Origin of the sequence: Streptomyces coacervatus (genome assembly GCF_029223485.1) — a bacterium.
GTDB lineage: Bacteria > Actinomycetota > Actinomycetes > Streptomycetales > Streptomycetaceae > Streptomyces > Streptomyces coacervatus.
Genome location: NZ_JARHTP010000012.1, coordinates 183,677 through 200,369 on the forward strand (window position 1 = coordinate 183,677; position 16,693 = coordinate 200,369).

The 16,693-nt window shown below is 67.6% G+C and carries 24 protein-coding genes; all 24 read left to right on the plus strand.

What is annotated here, in order from left to right:
• Positions 1 to 384: 384 nt before the first annotated feature.
• The 24 genes from P2Q00_RS28750 (at position 385) to P2Q00_RS28865 (ending at position 16,680) form a co-directional block, all read left to right on the plus strand.
• On the plus strand, positions 385 to 948 hold the full coding sequence (locus tag P2Q00_RS28750; RefSeq protein WP_275775902.1) for a hypothetical protein: 564 nt from the start codon (positions 385 to 387) through the stop codon (positions 946 to 948).
• 159 nt (positions 949 to 1,107) lie between these two features.
• A complete protein-coding gene (locus P2Q00_RS28755; RefSeq protein WP_275775904.1) occupies positions 1,108 to 1,446 on the plus strand; it encodes a hypothetical protein in 339 nt (112 codons plus the stop codon).
• Between the two features lie 55 nt (positions 1,447 to 1,501).
• Positions 1,502 to 3,346 carry an LAGLIDADG family homing endonuclease gene (locus P2Q00_RS28760; protein ID WP_275776028.1) on the plus strand — a complete coding sequence of 615 codons (1,845 nt, stop codon included), beginning with the start codon at positions 1,502 to 1,504 and terminating at the stop codon, positions 3,344 to 3,346.
• Positions 3,309 to 3,590 (plus strand): hypothetical protein, encoded by a 282-nt coding sequence (locus P2Q00_RS28765; protein WP_275775907.1) that lies wholly within the window; start codon positions 3,309 to 3,311, stop codon positions 3,588 to 3,590. Before P2Q00_RS28760 ends, P2Q00_RS28765 begins: the two co-directional genes overlap by 38 nt.
• A 149-nt stretch (positions 3,591 to 3,739) precedes the next feature.
• Entirely contained in the window at positions 3,740 to 4,801 is a 1,062-nt protein-coding gene (locus P2Q00_RS28770; protein ID WP_275775909.1) for a hypothetical protein, read from the plus strand.
• Between the two features lie 91 nt (positions 4,802 to 4,892).
• Entirely contained in the window at positions 4,893 to 5,762 is an 870-nt protein-coding gene (locus P2Q00_RS28775) for a hypothetical protein (protein ID WP_275775911.1), read from the plus strand.
• Between the two features lie 106 nt (positions 5,763 to 5,868).
• Complete coding sequence (locus tag P2Q00_RS28780) at positions 5,869 to 6,213, plus strand: hypothetical protein (RefSeq protein ID WP_275775913.1); 345 nt, start codon at positions 5,869 to 5,871, stop codon at positions 6,211 to 6,213.
• Between the two features lie 65 nt (positions 6,214 to 6,278).
• Complete coding sequence (locus P2Q00_RS28785) at positions 6,279 to 6,707, plus strand: hypothetical protein (RefSeq protein WP_275775915.1); 429 nt, start codon at positions 6,279 to 6,281, stop codon at positions 6,705 to 6,707.
• A 23-nt stretch (positions 6,708 to 6,730) separates the two neighbouring features.
• Positions 6,731 to 7,228: a hypothetical protein gene (locus P2Q00_RS28790; protein WP_275775917.1), complete on the plus strand. Its 498-nt coding sequence runs from the start codon at positions 6,731 to 6,733 to the stop codon at positions 7,226 to 7,228.
• A 30-nt stretch (positions 7,229 to 7,258) separates the two neighbouring features.
• On the plus strand, positions 7,259 to 7,723 hold the full coding sequence (locus P2Q00_RS28795) for a hypothetical protein (RefSeq protein ID WP_275775919.1): 465 nt from the start codon (positions 7,259 to 7,261) through the stop codon (positions 7,721 to 7,723).
• A gap of 146 nt (positions 7,724 to 7,869) precedes the next feature.
• Positions 7,870 to 8,217, plus strand: coding sequence for a hypothetical protein (locus tag P2Q00_RS28800; protein WP_275775921.1), 348 nt, complete (start codon positions 7,870 to 7,872; stop codon positions 8,215 to 8,217).
• A gap of 80 nt (positions 8,218 to 8,297) precedes the next feature.
• Positions 8,298 to 8,606 carry a hypothetical protein gene (locus P2Q00_RS28805; protein ID WP_275775923.1) on the plus strand — a complete coding sequence of 103 codons (309 nt, stop codon included), beginning with the start codon at positions 8,298 to 8,300 and terminating at the stop codon, positions 8,604 to 8,606.
• 77 nt (positions 8,607 to 8,683) lie between these two features.
• Positions 8,684 to 9,004: a hypothetical protein gene (locus tag P2Q00_RS28810; protein ID WP_275775924.1), complete on the plus strand. Its 321-nt coding sequence runs from the start codon at positions 8,684 to 8,686 to the stop codon at positions 9,002 to 9,004.
• A gap of 178 nt (positions 9,005 to 9,182) precedes the next feature.
• Complete coding sequence (locus tag P2Q00_RS28815; RefSeq protein WP_275775926.1) at positions 9,183 to 9,623, plus strand: hypothetical protein; 441 nt, start codon at positions 9,183 to 9,185, stop codon at positions 9,621 to 9,623.
• A 79-nt stretch (positions 9,624 to 9,702) separates the two neighbouring features.
• Entirely contained in the window at positions 9,703 to 10,395 is a 693-nt protein-coding gene (locus P2Q00_RS28820) for a hypothetical protein (protein WP_275775928.1), read from the plus strand.
• Positions 10,392 to 10,628 carry a hypothetical protein gene (locus tag P2Q00_RS28825; protein ID WP_275775930.1) on the plus strand — a complete coding sequence of 79 codons (237 nt, stop codon included), beginning with the start codon at positions 10,392 to 10,394 and terminating at the stop codon, positions 10,626 to 10,628. Before P2Q00_RS28820 ends, P2Q00_RS28825 begins: the two co-directional genes overlap by 4 nt.
• Positions 10,625 to 11,617, plus strand: a complete 993-nt coding sequence (locus P2Q00_RS28830) for a DUF3560 domain-containing protein (RefSeq protein WP_275775932.1) — start codon at positions 10,625 to 10,627, stop codon at positions 11,615 to 11,617. Before P2Q00_RS28825 ends, P2Q00_RS28830 begins: the two co-directional genes overlap by 4 nt.
• Before the next feature lie 171 nt (positions 11,618 to 11,788).
• Positions 11,789 to 12,583, plus strand: a complete 795-nt coding sequence (locus P2Q00_RS28835) for a hypothetical protein (protein ID WP_275775934.1) — start codon at positions 11,789 to 11,791, stop codon at positions 12,581 to 12,583.
• The gene (locus P2Q00_RS28840) at positions 12,580 to 13,128 is read left to right on the plus strand and encodes a hypothetical protein (protein WP_275775936.1); all 549 of its coding nucleotides are present in this window, start codon (positions 12,580 to 12,582) and stop codon (positions 13,126 to 13,128) included. The genes P2Q00_RS28835 and P2Q00_RS28840 overlap by 4 nt, the downstream gene beginning before the upstream one ends.
• Positions 13,129 to 13,154: 26 nt before the next feature.
• Positions 13,155 to 13,625, plus strand: coding sequence for a hypothetical protein (locus P2Q00_RS28845; protein WP_275775937.1), 471 nt, complete (start codon positions 13,155 to 13,157; stop codon positions 13,623 to 13,625).
• Positions 13,626 to 13,687: 62 nt separating this feature from the next.
• The gene (locus P2Q00_RS28850; protein ID WP_275775939.1) at positions 13,688 to 14,257 is read left to right on the plus strand and encodes a hypothetical protein; all 570 of its coding nucleotides are present in this window, start codon (positions 13,688 to 13,690) and stop codon (positions 14,255 to 14,257) included.
• A 178-nt stretch (positions 14,258 to 14,435) separates the two neighbouring features.
• Entirely contained in the window at positions 14,436 to 15,515 is a 1,080-nt protein-coding gene (locus tag P2Q00_RS28855) for an N-6 DNA methylase (protein WP_275775941.1), read from the plus strand.
• 113 nt (positions 15,516 to 15,628) lie between these two features.
• Entirely contained in the window at positions 15,629 to 16,000 is a 372-nt protein-coding gene (locus P2Q00_RS28860) for a hypothetical protein (RefSeq protein WP_275775943.1), read from the plus strand.
• 62 nt (positions 16,001 to 16,062) lie between these two features.
• Positions 16,063 to 16,680, plus strand: a complete 618-nt coding sequence (locus P2Q00_RS28865; protein WP_275775944.1) for a hypothetical protein — start codon at positions 16,063 to 16,065, stop codon at positions 16,678 to 16,680.
• Positions 16,681 to 16,693 lie beyond the last annotated feature (13 nt).

Here is a 16,693-nt window from a genome sequence, read left to right on the forward strand (position 1 = left end):
GAAGCACCAGCTCGTGTCAGCGGCGAGCCGTCGCCCCAGGCCGACCACCGGCAGAAGCCCCGGTTCCCCGAAAAGTCTCGCGGTATGGGCGGATAGGGGCAGAGCACTTGTGCACAAGGTGCTCTGCCCACGCCTGTCGCCTTCGATGCTGCCTCGCACCCGCGGCCGGGTTTGGGTGCATTGCCCGTTCCGAGTCCGTGGCCGACACAGAGCATGGTGAAGGCCCCCGAGCATCGGCTAAGTGGGCTACAGAGGCCTTCTACACCACTTCGAGAGTGCGGCTTCAGCCTAACAGTGCCCAGCTCAGGGGTCTCGGCGCTCGAATCCGCGGCGGCTGTACATATTCTGCTCTTCCAGGTACGTCATAGTGGGAGGGAGGCCGTCGTGGCGAAGCCGCTGATCGTGGGCCGTAAGGAGTTCGCGAAGATCTACAACGTTGCGCCGACGGCGGTCAGCGACCGGTGGATCCCGGCCGGGATCGTCTCCTACGAGGAAGCTGTGATCGTCTCGGGTAAGCCGTACTGGCCCGGTGGTCTGGCTGTGGACTTCGCGCTGCCGCCGGGTAGTCGCGGCCGGCAGTTGGACGAGTCGCTCCTTGCCCAGTTGGAGGAGGAGCAGCAGGCGACGGTCCGCCCGATGAAGAAGGGCGAGCTGCCGCCGCTGGTGGGGCTGCAGGAGTACGCGGCGCTGTTCGGTGTCAGCCAGCATGTGGCGGCGAATGCCCGCAATCGGGGCGGCGGGATGCTGCCGGCGGAGGATTACCTTCTGGGTGGCTCTCCTGTGTGGCTGTTGTCGACCGTCCTCGAGGGCGCGGAGCACACGATGGCGCAGAGTCGTGGCGGCGTGTGGCAGTTGCAGGAGGATGTTGCTGCGGCGTTGCGGGAGGGCCGCTACGAGGGGCCCGGGTCGGCGATCGCCGCGCGAGGCAAGGCAGCAGCGGGGTCGTAGCGTCGTCGCGTCCGCCGGATTCGCTGTCTTGGAGCGGTTCGGCGGAGTTGCCCATCCCTCAATACATAGTAGAATTAACCTCATCCACTAAGGGTGCATGCGTGAGCGGCAGCGACCGCATGCAAAATAGGCTGCGACACATCGAACGAGGAGGGGTAAGTGACCGTGCAGCTAGAGCTGCCCATCGCGGCCATACAGCAACCCGAGAATCCAGGCGGCAAGCTGACGATCCAGGAGCGGTTCGAGGCATTCGACCAGCTCAACCCTTGGATCCTCAAGCACCTGGAGAGCCTCACCGCCGACTGCGTCGAGCGCGGACTCGGGCGCATCGGCATTGGGATGCTATTCGAGGTCCTGCGCTGGCAGTACGGACTGGCCACCCGCGGGGAGCCCTGGAAGCTCAACAATGACTTCCGGAGCCGCTACGCGAGACGCCTCATCGACCTGCACCCCGAGTGGTCCCCCCTGTTCGAGATCAGGAAGATCCACACGGCCTAGAAATAGGCCAGTGTCTACCCTCCTGTGAGTCTCTTGGAGATGTTCTGTGTCCAGCATGACCGTGCCACGCCTGCGCACCCGCAAGCCCACCGGCGTCATCCCCTGGCCGATCGTCCTGATCGAAGGCGAGGAGAAGAGCGGGAAGGCCCAACCACTCACTTCTCTCATAGCGACGCCAACCGGCTGGACACCGATGGGCGAACTCCAGCCCGGCAGCACGGTGCTGGGTTCGAATGGGCGACCCACCACGGTCACCGCTGTCCACGACCGCGGCGTTCTGCCCATCTACCGGCTGACCACCTCCGATGGAGCCTGCGTCGAGGTCTCGGGCGATCACCTATGGCAGATATGGACAACCCGGGATAAGCACCGCCAGAAGAACGGGCGAAAGGTCTCTCATCCCGGGCGAGTGCTCCGCACCGACGAGATCCGAGAACGGCTCACCCACGGCGAGATCATGCACCTGCCGATGGTCAAGCCGGTGCTCTACATACCCACGCCCGAAGGTCTGGTGGTAGAGCCGTATCTACTGGGTCTTCTCCTCGGGGACGGCGGGATGACACAGCAAAGCACGGTGAGCTTCACGAGCGGCGATGAAGAGTTGCATGCAGCCGTGAGGGCTGCGCTCCCTCCAGGCGACCAGCTCAAGATGCGCGACGACGGCGTCCATGCGCGCATCACCGGCGGCTCCACACTCAAGCTCATTAAGGCCCTTGGTCTGCATGGCAAGCGCAGCGAAGACAAGTTGATCCCTCAGCAGTACCTGAGGGCGACTCCGGACGCGCGCCTGGCACTCCTGCGCGGTCTGATGGACACCGACGGCGGCATGGAAAGCGCAGCGTCAACCTACTCGACATCCTCGCCCCAGCTCGCCACAGATGTGCGCGAGTTGGTGGAGTCCCTCGGCGGCACGGCTTCTACGACTACCAAAGCAACTTCGTGCCGCACGCCGGACGGACAGCGCCGCAACGGGCTGACCTCGTACCGAATGCGGGTGCGGTTGCCTCAGGGGGTTTGCCCGTTCGCCTTGCAGCGGAAGGCCGATCAGTGGCAGCGAACCCGACCCACATTCATCACGGGTCCGGTTCGGACGATCACCGAGGTCAGTTTCGTCGGCAACAAGGAAGCACGCTGTATTGAGGTTTCCGCCAAGGATCATCTGTACGTCACGGAGCACTTCCTCGTCACCCACAACTCCCATCAGGCTGCCGCATTCACCGGCTCCGAGCAGACCGGCCAGGCGTACTGGCTGGAGCTCGGCGAAGACACGGCCGATGAGTACGCGAACGTGCCAAGTGCGGACTACCTGCTCATCGAGCACAACGGCAGCTACCGCGACATCCTCGGCCAGATTGAGGCCGTGCACGCCGAGGCCAGGCGCGCTGCCGCGGCGAAGGAGAAGCCGGTCGTCCTGGTGATCGACTCGGTGTCGATGCTGTGGCGGATGCTCGTGAACTGGACCAACGAGCGCGCCCACCGCACGCCGAAGAACGAGGCGAAGCTGCGCCAGGACCCGGATGCCGAGATCAGGCCCTCCATGAATCTGTGGAACGACGCATCCGAACGGTGGCAGCGGGTCATGTATCTCGTGCGCACCATGCCGGGCATTGTGATCCTGCTCGCCCGTGGCAAGGAAGTGGCTGCCGTGGACGGCAACGGCGATCCGATCCCGAAGACGAAGGACTGGCGGGTGGAGGGCCACAAGTCTCTCGCCTACGACGCGACGGTGTGGGTGCGGCTACAGCGCGACAGCGATCCGCAGATCATCCATCGAGAGGCTGGTGTTCGGCCTGATGGGCTGCTCGATCCACAACCAGCCCAAGGTCGCCCCGGAGCTGACCGGGGATCTGGCGCAGCAGTGGATGCCGAAGGTCCACAAGGCGGCCGAGCAGGGCGTTGACGGCCTGAAGAAGCTATGGCGGCAGGTCGAATCAGACGAGAACCTCAGCCGCAACGAGGTCCTCGTGGTCCGCGCTGCCATCGAGCGCACGGCCGCCGAGGTCAAGAACCCGAAGAAGTTCAGCGACCCCACAAGCGATGACGTGGCGCGGCTGCGGGCAGCTGCAGCTGAGCAGCAGGACCAGGCCGCCGAAGACCCGGGCGACTTCGAGGAGCTGCCGCCCGACGAGTTCACCGCCGCCTGACCTTCGCACCCTGCCGGGGCCCGCTGTGACGGGTCGGGCCCCGGCGTGCCCTCTTGGAGACTGCTGTGACCGCCACCACCTTGAGTGCGCCTGCTTCCTTGTCGATCTGGGATGCCGCGAACTCCGCTGATGCCCGCCGACCCCGTTCTGTGCAGAGACAGTTGGGGGCGTCGGACACGATCTGCTCACGCCGCGCCGGATACATCCTGGCCGGCACGGAGCGCACGAACGCCGGGGACAAGCGCGCCGCGATCCTCGGCACGTACATCCACCAGGGGCTGCTCGAAGATGCCCGCCGCGAGTACGGGTGGCTCACAGAGCGGACCGTCGCGGACGGGACCCTGCGCGGGCACATCGACGTCGTACAGCTCGACGCCGCCACGGCAGCGCGGCTGCCCAAGCGGCATCGTCCTGCCGAGCCTGCCGCGCACCTGACGGTGGAGGACGTGAAGACGAAGTCGAGCCGCGTCTGGGACCGGGTCGTGAGGTTCGGGCCGACAGCAGCAGAGATGCGGCAAGTCCTCCTGTACGCCGACCTGTTGCGCACGGTCGGGTTCGCGGATGTTCCTGGCCAGCGGTACCTGCACAGGCTCGGCCCGATCGACGTGCAGCGCATCCGGTTCCGCTTCGTATGCCGGGATACGGGCGAGGAGCACATCGAGGAGTTCGTCTTCGACGAGTGGCTGGCTGCTCAGGCTCGTTGGTGGGTGGACCGTGTCGTGGAGGCGGACTCTCCGGAGGAGCTGCGGCGCGACCATGACGGTCCCGGCCTGTCGGTGATCTGCGACAACTGCCCGTTTGTTCATTCCTGCTGGCCGGGCGTGCCGCCGGGTCGGCCCGCGCAGACGATTCTCGTCCACGACGACGAAGACCGCGCGAAGGCGCTCGCCGACTACGTGCGCGCTCACGAGCGATTCCGGGAAGCCAAGCGGGTCAAGGAGATGGCTCGGGCGATGCTCGACGACTCCCCGGAGGGCAACTACGGGGACAACCACCTGGGGTGGGGCGGCGGCAACGACAAGGAAGAGTCGGATGTCGCTGCGATGGTCGAGCTGTTCGAGGACGCCGACTTGGTCGTGCCCATGGTCCCGGACGAGAAGGCCATGATCCAGATTCTTCGCCGGGCCGGCATGGTCGTGCCCCGGCGTAAGGCGGCCGGTCAGAAGACTGCCCGCACCATCAAGGTCAGCCGGGCCCGCAAGACCTCCTGACGGCCTCTGTGGCGGCCCCGCACGGACGGTGTGGGGTTCGCCTTCTCTTTTGATCTTTCGAAGTCTTATTACCGCCTTGGAGGCATGCTCCGTGTCGATTCTGCGCCGCCACCTCAGCACCGGGTTCACCGTGCTGCCGACGGCCACCCTTGAGGATTCCCGTCTGTCGTTTCGGGCTCGGGGCGTGCTGGCGTTCCTGATCTCGAAGCCGGATGCGTGGAGGGTGCGTGCCGAGTCGATCGCGAGCGCGGGCAAGGAGGGTAAGGAGGCGATCAAGACGGCGCTGCGCGAGCTGAAGGACTTCGGCTACTACCGGGTGGTGACCGAGCGGCTGGCGGACGGGACGCTGAGCCGTATCACCGAGGTGTACGACACGGCGCAGGAGTGGGCGGCCGAGGAGTACCGCAAGTTGGAGGCGCGGCGGGTGGCGTGCAGGCTCAAGAAGCGGCTCGATCAGGTCGATGCGGCCGCCGACGAGGAGTGGCCCGAGGGGGGACGAGGCAGTGACGGGGAGGAGGCCGGTGGCACCGAAGGCGGGTTTTCGGGCGCCGGTTTTCCGGACGCCGGATCTTCGGGCGTTCTAGTTAGTAACCAGAGCCAATATCCAGAGAAGAACCCCCCTACCCCCACAGCTGGCGCTGCAGGGGAGCCGGGTGACGCTCCGCTCGACGAGACAGAGGAGGGTTCGTGCCCGACGCATCCGGATAGGCCGGGCCGTTCGTGCCGGGGCTGTGGCACGAGTCCGAGGCAGCTTCGGGCGTCGCAGCAACGGGCAGAGAAGGAGCGGTTCAAGGCCCGTGAGCGGGAGGCGAATGAGCGGGTGTTGGCGCAGGTGCGGCGTAAGCCGGGGGTGGAGGGGTTGTCGGAGGTTGCGCGGCAGCAGCTTGCTGCCATGCGGAGCAGGAGGCGGGAGGCTGCGGCTGGTGGCGGGGAGGTAGAGTCGCCGTCAGAAATAGGCTGATGTATAAATGTGCAGCGGTTGCCGCTCGGGGGATTTGCCACCCCTGCCGCACATAGTAGAATTAACCCTATAAGCAGGAAGGGTCCGTTCACCTTGGGAGGCACACATGAAGTACGGCTCCATCTGCCGCGGGATCGCTTACATGCCCGACGACGAACTCATTGACGCTTTCACCAGGGCGAGGATGTTCCAGGTGGCCTGCCGGGGCGACGAGGTGCGCGTGATCGCCTATCACGGAGAGAGCTCCGTTGAGGCTCAGTGCCGGCCGGGCGGCAAGGGGTGGGAGGCGTTGGCGCTCACGCAGCAGCCCAAGGGCGATCTGCCGTTGACGGGGGTGCTCTTCACGGACATCCCGCAGTGCGCATGGAGCACGCTGGACCTGGCGGTCAGTGTGCTGCGGAGCCGGTTTGGTGACCACTTCACGAAGCGCGTGGCGCTGAAGGTCAAGTAATCGCAGCTGGTTGTGCACTGGCCAAAAATAGGCCAGTGCACAACCAGCGTGGAGGATGGATAGACATGCTTGATGTGACTGTCGAGGTGGCCGCGATCCGTGCCGACTACGGGCCGGACGAGCATCGCGCTCTCGCCGTGTACAGCGACGTGCACGTCGCCCTCGAAGAGGCCGGGCTGCACCCGTACATAGAAACCCGCGGCGGTTTGGCCATCTGCGCCTTCGCCGACGACGGCACGCTGTTCGTGGTTGCCTGCGAAGACGCCCTGCCGTTCAACCGCTGGGCGCCCGGGGCGCTCGCGGGCTGGCACCTGAGCCACGTGCCCGAGGATGGGCCGGCGCCCGCCTGGCGGTGCGTGGTCTACGACAGCCTGCCCCCTCATCCGTGCCACTACGAGGCAGGAGACCTGAACCTTAGGCCCCTCGTCGAGGCCGCGACGGCCCACCTCGCCGCCTGCCCACATCTCCGCGACTTCGACGGGGCTAGGGCGTGAACCTCAACGAGGACGACCTTCAGATGGCGGTGCGTGACTTCTTCTCACCAGCGTTGCTCCTGGAGTTCATCGACCTGCCGGATCTTCGCGCCCGCATCCGGTGGGGCGAGAAGCAGTTCGATGAGGGGCAGCGCGATCGCAGCGTTCGGCGCCTCGAGGGAGAGCCGGATGCCGGATGCCTGACGCGCTGGGCGGCCATGCCCAGCGGGTGCGGGTTTCGCTACGACGTCGAGGCTCGTGGCGGTGCGCGGTCCGGATTCGTGTACTGGCAGGACGTACATCGGACGGTGAACTCCCGTCTGACACCCGTTCGTTACGGGTTTCTGCGCGCGGCGGTCGAGGCCGTAGCAGCGCACGAAGCCGCATACATTCCGGGCCCGGTCCCCTTCCGCACGCCCGAGTTGTGGACGTCCCTGTTCTACCGCCCGTGGGCACGCCGGGCCAGCGGCCTGGAGCTGAAGGCGTCGGCCGCCCTGGATGCCATCTGCCCGCCCGCCAAGGCGCAGCCCGCCTTGTTCTGATTCCACGCGACAACGAGAAGGCCCTTCCCCGTGATCACCTCCACCACTTCCGCAGCCTGGACTGCCGCCGCGCCGTGCGCCGGCCTCGACGGGTACGTGCCCAGCGAGGAGCTGGTCCGCAGCAGACCCAGTGACGTCATGAAGGCCTGCGGGCCGCTCATGGAGGGCTGCGCGCAGCTGTGCCCGTTCGTGCTGGAGTGCTACGAGCGGGTGCGGCCGGAGGCGAACCGGTTCGACGGGGTGTGCGCGGCGCGTACGTGGGTCAACGGACGGGCCGTCGCTGTGGCCGCAGGTGCACCTGCTCTGTCGAAGCTCGCCTCGCAGGCGGGTACGTGCGGGACGAGCAGCGGGGTGAAGGCGCACCAGCGGCTCGGGGAGCCGTTGTGCGGACTGTGCCGGGTGACGTCACAGCGGGCGGAGGTGCGGCGCGCGGGTGCGGCGAGCATCCGCAAGCGTGCCTCTCGCACCGGCCGCGAGGCGCGCGCGGCAGCGTAGAGGCACGCACAGCGAGGCGCCCACCGAGGCCCTGACCTGCACAAACGCAATTGACACCCCCTCTACAGATAGTAGAATTAATCCCAGTTGGGAAGGGGAAATGCGCCCAACTCCCTCTTGGAATACGAGAAAAGGAAGCACCCCTGATGCGCACGATGACGCCGGACCCGCTCGCCGTTCTGCAGGTCGCCACCATGCACAACATCACCGAGGAGCAGGCCGCGACCGCCATCAACTGGGCCGCGCACATGACGGTGCACGCCTGGGAGGCGTACGCGGACACGCTGGGCCTGGTGAAGAAGGACGGCGCCGCGATGGAGGCATGGTTCGGCACGCTCGGCCCGGACCTGCGCAGCTCCGTACTCGAGGACGCGGTCACCGCGGTGGTCGGCGCCGACCGTGTGCTCGCCGAGATCTACAGCAAGCAGGACGGCCATCAGCCTGCCCGCGCACGAGTCATGCGCACCAACCGGCCTCGCGTTCACATCCACTGACGCTCCGCGACTTCGGCCCGCCTCGTACCGGGGCAGGCCGCGCCATGCCGCCATCCCAACTCAACGGAAGGAGCCGCCTCATGGGCGCTCTCGACTTCTACACCACCGCCACCGGCACCGACATGCACACGGCCTTCAACACTGCTCGCGCGCAGGCCGAATGGGAGTACGGGACCTCCGGCTTCACCGGCACCATCGCCGAGAAGGACGAGGTGACGCTGCTCGACGAGCCGAAGCGCAGCGAGCAGGACGCTGTGGGGCGCGCGAAGGAGCTGCTCGACGGCGAGGATCCGCGGGTCAGCGGCAAGTACGGGCCCGCCGGCGCACTGCCGATCACGGCGGTCGACGGCTCCGGTGCCTGGCTGTTCTTCGGCGTGGCCGCCCACTGATGCCCGCCGCGGGGCTGTGACGCAGCGCAGCCCCGGCCAGTCCAGCCTGTCCAGATCCCCGAAAGACGATGACCACCGTGCTCGACAAGCACCTACCGCTGGATGCTGCCGCCGACATCATCGGCGAACTCGGCCTGAAGGGCGGGCAGATCCTACGCGCCAACCGAACCATGCAGCGCATTGTCCGCAACGCCTGGACCCGGCTCCCCTCCGCGCGGCGGCCACCCACCTTCGACGAATTCGCCAACGGTGTTCCTGCACACCACTGGGCGCTGATGTTCCGTGTGTGCGCGCTGAGCCAGTTGGGCCGCACCAGCGAAGCGTGCGCTGTGATCACCGCGGCCCGCCATCGCACGGCCGCCCCAGGCGACGGCGCCCGGCGATCGGCCAGCTCATGACCCGGCACCTCCTGCCGGACGGCACCGACACCTCCTCAACCGCCAAGGCCCGTGGCCGGATGGCGGAGGGCAGTGCCTGGGGTCCTGCTGCTCGCACCACCCGGCCCGGGCAGCCCTGAGTCCCGTACGACGTGGTGGCCCTACGCCGCCACTCCCGCATCAACGAATCGGAATTCCCTTGAACGACCACACTCCCACCCCGGACCGCATCGCGCGGGAGGCCCACTCCATTCACGAGTTCATCTCCTGGGGCCTGGCCGCTTGCGACGGACACCTCCAACAGGCCCGCATCACCTTCGGGTTCTCATCACTGTGGGCCATCACCCGTCCAGAGGTCCGCCGGTACGTGCTCCTGCTCGTCGCCTGGGAAGCCCGCAGCGCCACCGTGGACTTGGCCGAAGCACCCTCGATCACCGGCCCATACGCGCGGGATTTCATCCAGAGCGCCGCAGAGTGGACTCGCCAGAACCCGGGCGACACGGTGGAGTTGTTCTGCACCAGCCAGCACTCGGCGTACAACGTCGCCAGCTCCCTCGCCTTTGACCGGGACGATCACGCGGTATCCCTGCAGACCGTGCTCCTGCTGGCCGCCCTCGCCCCCAAGTCGGAGGCGCAGTGAGTCGAGACCGCCAGCGCACGCAGACCGGCATCGCTGCCTTCTTCGCGCGCTCCCCTGTCCCCGACGAGGCCGATCACTCATGACCCGCCACCCCCTGCCGGTCGGCACGCGGGTTTCGCACATCAACCAGCAGTGGGCCCGCAGTCTTCCGGACGGTACCGCCACGGTCATCGACCGCAAGGGCCCCTGGCCGGACGGCTCGTGGGAGTACCAAGTGCGCGCGGCCTGCGACTTCTCGCGCCAGCCCGGCCCCGACAATCCCGAGTCCCGCACCACGTGGTGGCCGTCCTGGGCCACCACCCCGTCACTCACGAAGGAAGAGCCCGTGAACAACAACACCAGCAACAGCGAGAGCGAGGACGGCGAGCAGGAGATCGTCTCGCTCCACCGTCTCCTTGCCCGGGCCATAGCTGCTGTGGACAACAACGTGGAGGAGGCGTTCGTCGTCTTCGGCCTGCCCAGCCTGTGGTCTCTGACCAGCCCGGAAGTGCGACGACAGGCGCTTCTCCTCGCCGCCTGGGAAGCCCGCTCCGCCACAGCGGCCGAGCTCGAATCTCCGACGTCCGCAGGCCAGTACGCGTGGGCTTTCACCCAGTACGCGTCCTCGTGGGCCGAGCAGCACCCGGGCGGGGACGCGGAAGGGTTCTGCGCCGGGCCGCACTCGGCACGCCATGCCGCGTCGTCCCTCGCCTTCGACCGCGACGACCTCCTGGTGTCCCTGGAGACGGCGCTCCTGCTGTGCTCCCGCGCGGAAGCGCCGGAGGAGTCATGAAGGTCGGCGGATACGTGTGGCTGCGCGGACACGGCAGCAAACCGTTGCGCGACACGCACGGTGAGGCGATCGCGTTCCGCGTCACTGACTCCAAAGCCCTTGTCGGCCACGGCACTTGGTATCAGGTGCGCACCGCTCACCGCGCGGCGCAGGACATCTTCGGCGGCTGGCACACCGGTCTGGCCCTCATCCCCGTCTCCCTGGCCGAACTCGCAGAAGGACCCCGCCAGTGACCATCGAGATCATCCATTCACGCAGCGAAGGAACGCTCATCGAGGGCAGCGCGAAGGGTGATGGCGTCTACGAAATCGTTCGCCGGCACGGCTTCCGCTACATGCCCTCCATCGGTCAGCTCGGCATCCGGCAGTCCCGCGACCGCGCCGCGAAGACCTGGTACATCAACGCGGCCGCGGCCGCCCTGCGCGAGGCCGGCTTCGAGGTCAACGTGACGATCGACGAGAGCAACCGGCGTAGTTTCGCGGAAGCCGAGGCGGATCGCGTCGAGCGCGCTGAGGGGCGGGCCGAGCGGTTCAGCGGCTACGCCGACAATGCCGCGAACCGCTCCGAGTCCGCGTACCAGCACGGCCACCAGGTCGCCGACGGCATCCCCATGGGGCAGCCGATTTTGGTCGGCCACCACTCCGAACGACGCGCCCGCCGCGATGTCGAACGCATCGACCACGCGATGCGGACCAGCATCAGCGAAAGCGAGAAGGCTTCGTACTGGTCCGGACGCCAGAGGGCGGCCGAAGGATACGAGCAGTTCCGTAAGGCGCCGCGGCGGACTCTGCGCCGCATCGAAAGGCTCCAGGCCGACCTGCGGCGCGTTCAGAGGCGGCAGCGCGAGGAGTCGGCTGAGGGCTCCGGCCGGGACGTGACCAATCAGGAGCTCGTGATCCGGCACGAGGAGCTCACCGAGGAAATCGCCTACTGGGAGGCGGTCATCGCCGAGGCCGAGAAGAACGGCTTCAAGGTGTGGTCCAAGGCCGACTTCAAGAAGGGTGACTTCGTCCGCCGGGGCAAGACCTGGTTCGAAGTCCTGCGCGTGAACGCCAAGTCGGTGACCATCCCGCACATCCACAACGGCATTGGCGGGGGTGTCGTACGCGCCTCGGACAACAAGCTCGACGGCTGGACGTGGCTGCTCACCTACGACGAGGTGTTCGGACGCCGTAGCGCCGAGGAGATGGAAGCCGCGCTCGCCGCCTCCACCACCGAGTAACCCCCCTCCTGGCCTGGCCTTTCGCAGTTGACCCCACCCCTAACCATAGTAGAATGACTACTAACAAGGGGGTGCTGGACAGGTTTCACCAGCACCCCCTTCACCATGCCCACAGCCGTCCGCTCACCGCAATCGCCGGATACGGAACGGCACTTACGAAGAAAGCACTCCATGCCCTACGACACTCAGCTCGTCGCTCCAGACCTGCTCACGCTCTCCGAGCAGACCGCCGCCGCGCTCGGATCGGAATGGGCCGTGACCGGGCTGCTCGGCACGGCGATCGTGACCCACCCCCTCGGCCTGCGCTGCAGCCTCCAGACCCGTGACGGCCTGCTCAGCGTCAGCGCCTTCGTCTCCCAGGACAGCGAGCCACGCCATCCCGCCAAACCGTTCACCGCGACCACTCCGATGGAGAACGCGAGCGGCCAGAAGGTCGCCGAGCTGATCCACAGCCACGTCTTGCCCCACTTCGGACGCCGCGACGCCCTCGCGGCACTGCGGCTGCTGAGCCTCCCGCTGCGCGATGCCCGGCTGCCCGCCATGGCGGAAGGAACAACCGCACGCTCAGAGCTCGCGCTGGAGGGCGGGGACAGCACCAACCCGTCCCTCCGCATCCAAATCCGCTCACCACGCCCCGGCGCCGTGAGCGTGAACGTTCAGATGAACCGGCTCACCGCCGAGCAGGCCATCCGATGCGGGCGCACTGCGCTGACCAGGCCCCCGTCCCACCTCGAAGGCGAAGCAGACCCCTTCCCGCCGGAGGTACGCGCAGTCCTCGACGCCCTCCCCGAAATCAACGGTGCACCGCCGCGGGACGGATTCACGAACCTTTACCCGACACACGGACCGCTCGAGATCCTCCACGACGCGAACGCCGCCGAACCGGGCGCGCCCTTCTCCCTGCGTACCAGCGACACCTCCATCGCCGCCGCGTACGCCGTCCTGCGCGCCTACACCGCCGCATGATCCGGCCCGGGGACACGGCGACCGTGATCAGCAAGACACCCCTGACGGGCACCGTCGACGGAGCCATAGGTGATGAGCTCGGCACCTATCTTTCCGGGCTGGGCCCCACGCTCCGCAACGTCACCTCCGCCGCCCTCGCTGTCGCCCGCATCGACGAGCTCGGCTGGGCGCCGCTCGGCGGGTATCCGGGCAGCGACGTGTTGTGGCCCGTCGCCTGCCTGATGTGCGGCAAGAGCGTCCTGCGCTTCTACAGCCATCTGCGCCGTGCGCGCCCCGCGATGCGCCATCGCGGTTGCGTCCCGCAGGGCCAGCACTCGTATCTGCTCACGGCGCTGTCCGCGCACATCGCAGATACCTGCCCGTGCCGGCGGGGACACGCCACCACCGTGGACGACGTGGCCCAGGCCTTCGAGGGCCTGCAGCGCGCCGTCCGCAGGGACGACCACGGCCAGGTCGTCGCCCGCGTGAGGGCTCTCACCGGCCCCTGCCCCGCCACAGCAGCCCGCGCTGGCGCCATCCGCGCCCTCCAGAGCGCATCGAAGTAACCACTACAGAACAGGAGTTGCCTCACATGAGTGAGTACGAGCGCGGTGATCGCGTCGCCGTCCTCTATCTGTCGAAGGCGAACGGAACGTGCCTGGCGTACAACCGCACCGTCATCGACGTCGAACCGCACGCTGAGCACGGCCAGCGCGTCTGGGTGAACATGCCGCACGACGCCTCGGTCGGCAGTCCGCACGACTTCTTCGCCGACGACAGCGAGGGCATCTGGCCCATGGAGGACGAGCCTGTCGAAGACCAGCTCCCCGTGCGGCTGGCCGCGAACCTCGACTGGTACATCGCGGCTGCCGCACCCGACTCCAGCCGCCTGACGTGGCCGTCAGGCCGGGGGCACCTGCCGGTCCGGGTTCCCTTCGCCGACAAGGCCCGCGCCCTGCACGCCCGCATGGCCTGCCACTACCTCCACCAACTGCGCGCCGTCGACCCGCGCGCTTTCGAGAACTGGGTGGCCCAGCACAAGGCCACGCCGGTGCCCCAGTAGACGTGCCGTCCGAACACCAGCACCAGACAGAACAGCGCGACCAGCAAGGAGAAAGAAAGCACATGCGGGGCCTATGGGAAGTGACGTACACGCACCCGGAGCACACCAGGACGACGTGGAACTATCTGATTCCCGTGTGGGACGCTCGGACGGAGGCCGCAGCTCGGGAGCGCGCCCAGGCGAAGCACGATGCGAACGCAGCCCACTTCGGGGCGCGGATACAGGCGGACGACACCTCTGAACTTGAGGTGCTGAACGTGATGTTCAAGCCTGCGGTGCTCTCACGTGAGCGGGCGGCGGCCTGGATCGCGCTGCAGCAGAACGGGGCGATCACCGAGCGGGGATGGCTGCTGTCGTACGAGCGCGGAGAGCGCCGTCGTGACGAGGCGTGGCGCACCGAGGTTGGCGAGCTGCACATGAGTCTGCGTGAACGCGTCCACGGTTTCGGGGAGTCGGTCGCCGAGATCCTGCAGTCGCCGGAGGCGGCAGCGTCGGCGGCCTGGGCCGTCGAGGCGCACACCGACCGCTTCGGGCGGGTGTGGTGGGACAGGGTCCGGGCCGAGATCCATAAGGCGGGGCTGTCCTGGCTGTGGCAGACCCCGTACGGCATGACCTGGATCGATCAGGCATAACCCCCCTCCTGAGCTGGGCATCCGTGGTTGACCCCTACCCCAACCATAGTAGAATTAACTATCGAGGGGGCGGGGGGGAAAGCCCGGACCCCGCAAGAAGCACCCTCATCGCCGCGACCCGCCCCGCCCGGGGCGGGTCGCCTTATACCCAACCCCACCCACGGAAGGCGGCTACGCCGTGACCCAGCAACTCGACCTGTTCGCAGAGATCACCGCCGACCCCGAGCCGATACCCGCCACCTTCACCGCGGCACCGAAGCCCGCACGCTCCGCCCATTCGGCGACACCACCGAAGCTGGCGTCGCCTGCCGGACCTTCCGCTCCGCACGTCCGGCAGGCGTCTCGCCCGCACCCTGTGCGCGATCCGCACCGGCGCGCGTTGGAGATCGGCGAAGCAGTGGCCGAGCGGTGGCACAACCGGCACGGCGGCACGGCTATCGAGGTGCCGATTGGCGTCGTTGCCGCCCTCGCACTCATCCGCCAGAAGGACCCGAACGGCCCGGACCTCAAGATGCAGATCCTCACCCAGGACGGCCCGCAGCTGATCGAGATGCTGCGCGAGATCTGGTCGATGCACTGGATGTACCGCCCCGACCTGATCGAACGTGCGCGGATCCTCCATGAGTGGCTGAACGACGAGGTCGACGAGTACCGCATTCAGGCGGTGCGGGCTGTCGCCGAAACAGCTTTGAAGCGCGGCCTGTTCGACCTGACCGCCCACGAGGACCCGTTCCTGCGCTCGGCAACGGACGTCCTGTCGCCCGTGATGATGTGCCTGCGCTCGCACGGCGCCCGGCAGGGGCTCGGCGAGTATCACACCCCGGCGCCGGTGGCCGATGCCATGGCCGACATGCTTGCCGCCGGGCAGGTCATGGACATCAGCCTCGCGGTCGACGCTCCGCGCGGCGGCGAGCACATCCACGATCCGTGCGCCGGCAGCGGAGGGCTACTGCGCTCGGCCGCCCAGCACCTTCGCGAACGCGGGCACGATCCTGCGGACTTCCAGTGGTCGATGGTCGACATCGACCAGATCGCCGCCGCGTGTTGCGCTGTGAACGCGATGGTCTGGGAGCTCGGCCCGCGGGTGACCGTGGCGTGCGCGGACACACTGGCCAATCCGAATGCCGTCACGGATGCAATGAAGGAGGCGCGCACCGTCTTCGAACACCGCGACGAGGTGCTGGGCAAGGCACGAATCATCGCCGCCGTGCGCCAGGCCGAGCGCCTGATAGAGCAGGCCCTCTCGCCAGCAGCGTAGCCCCGCCCCCCTTCTGACCTGCATAGACGTAGTTGACCCACCCCTCATACATAGTAGAATTAACTTAGAAGTTGAGGGGGCCACCTCACCGACCACACGCCAGAAAGGCCGTCATGCCCGACACCGTTCACGCCCTGCTCGTCGCCACCGACGGCACGATCACCGACCTGCAGGTGAGCACCAACGACAACTCCCAACGTGCGCAGATCCAACAGGCACTCGGCGACTACGCCGAGGCCCTGCGCTACGTACGCCGCCCGGACGGCTCGCACACCGTCGCCCTCGCAGCCGAAACCCGCGACGGCCAGCCCCCGAACCTGTGCGCGGCCATCGCCTTGCACTTCCTCCTCGGCGAGAGCCTGATCGCCGACATTCAAGGTCCCGTGATCTTCGTGGGCTTCAACCGGCAAGGCGCCCTCACCAGCCTGACCGAGGACGCCGTGCGCACCATCCGCACCGCCTCCGCCATCCCCGCCGTCCGCTGAATCCCCGCCCGGCAACCCTCAACACCCTTTGCCTGAACGCCTCTTGAAGCAGGAGCACTCTCTTGAGCAGCACAACCATCGCCGAGCTCGAGGCCGTAGACCTCACCGACCCGGAGTCGGCGGACTCCGAGGCACCGGAGCCGGCCGTTCTCAGCGAGGTCGACCTCTACCTGCTGGGCAAGCCCATCGCCGAGGCCCTCGCCGACGGATGGAGCGAGGTCCCTGAGGACCACCCGGCGGGCTTCGCGGACAGGTCGATCCGCCTCGTCCACCCCGACGGCCGGTCCATCGGCATCCGGCACCTGTGGCAGGGCCGGGCCGTGCAGACCTTCGCCGTCGGCGGCCCCGCCCACGAGCAGGCGGCAGACGCCGATGGTGCGGCCGGTGAGAACACCCAGCTGCCCAAGGGGGTGCGGTACAGCACCGGGGTCCGCTTCACCACGGCCTCGCCGCTGGAGGAGATCCTCACCGCGATCCGCACCGTGCTGCTGCCCGCCTTCGACGGGACTCGACTACGGCTGCGTGCCAACGGCACGCCGATCCCTCCCGCCGTCCAGCCTCCGGCCGAAGACAGCACCGACGCCCCTGCCGCGAAGGCCAAGACCAAGCCGAAGAGCACAGCTCACCGCTCCACCTCGGCCAAGCGCACGACCAGGCGCCGCACCCCGGCAGCCGCCTGAACCCGACCCCGCA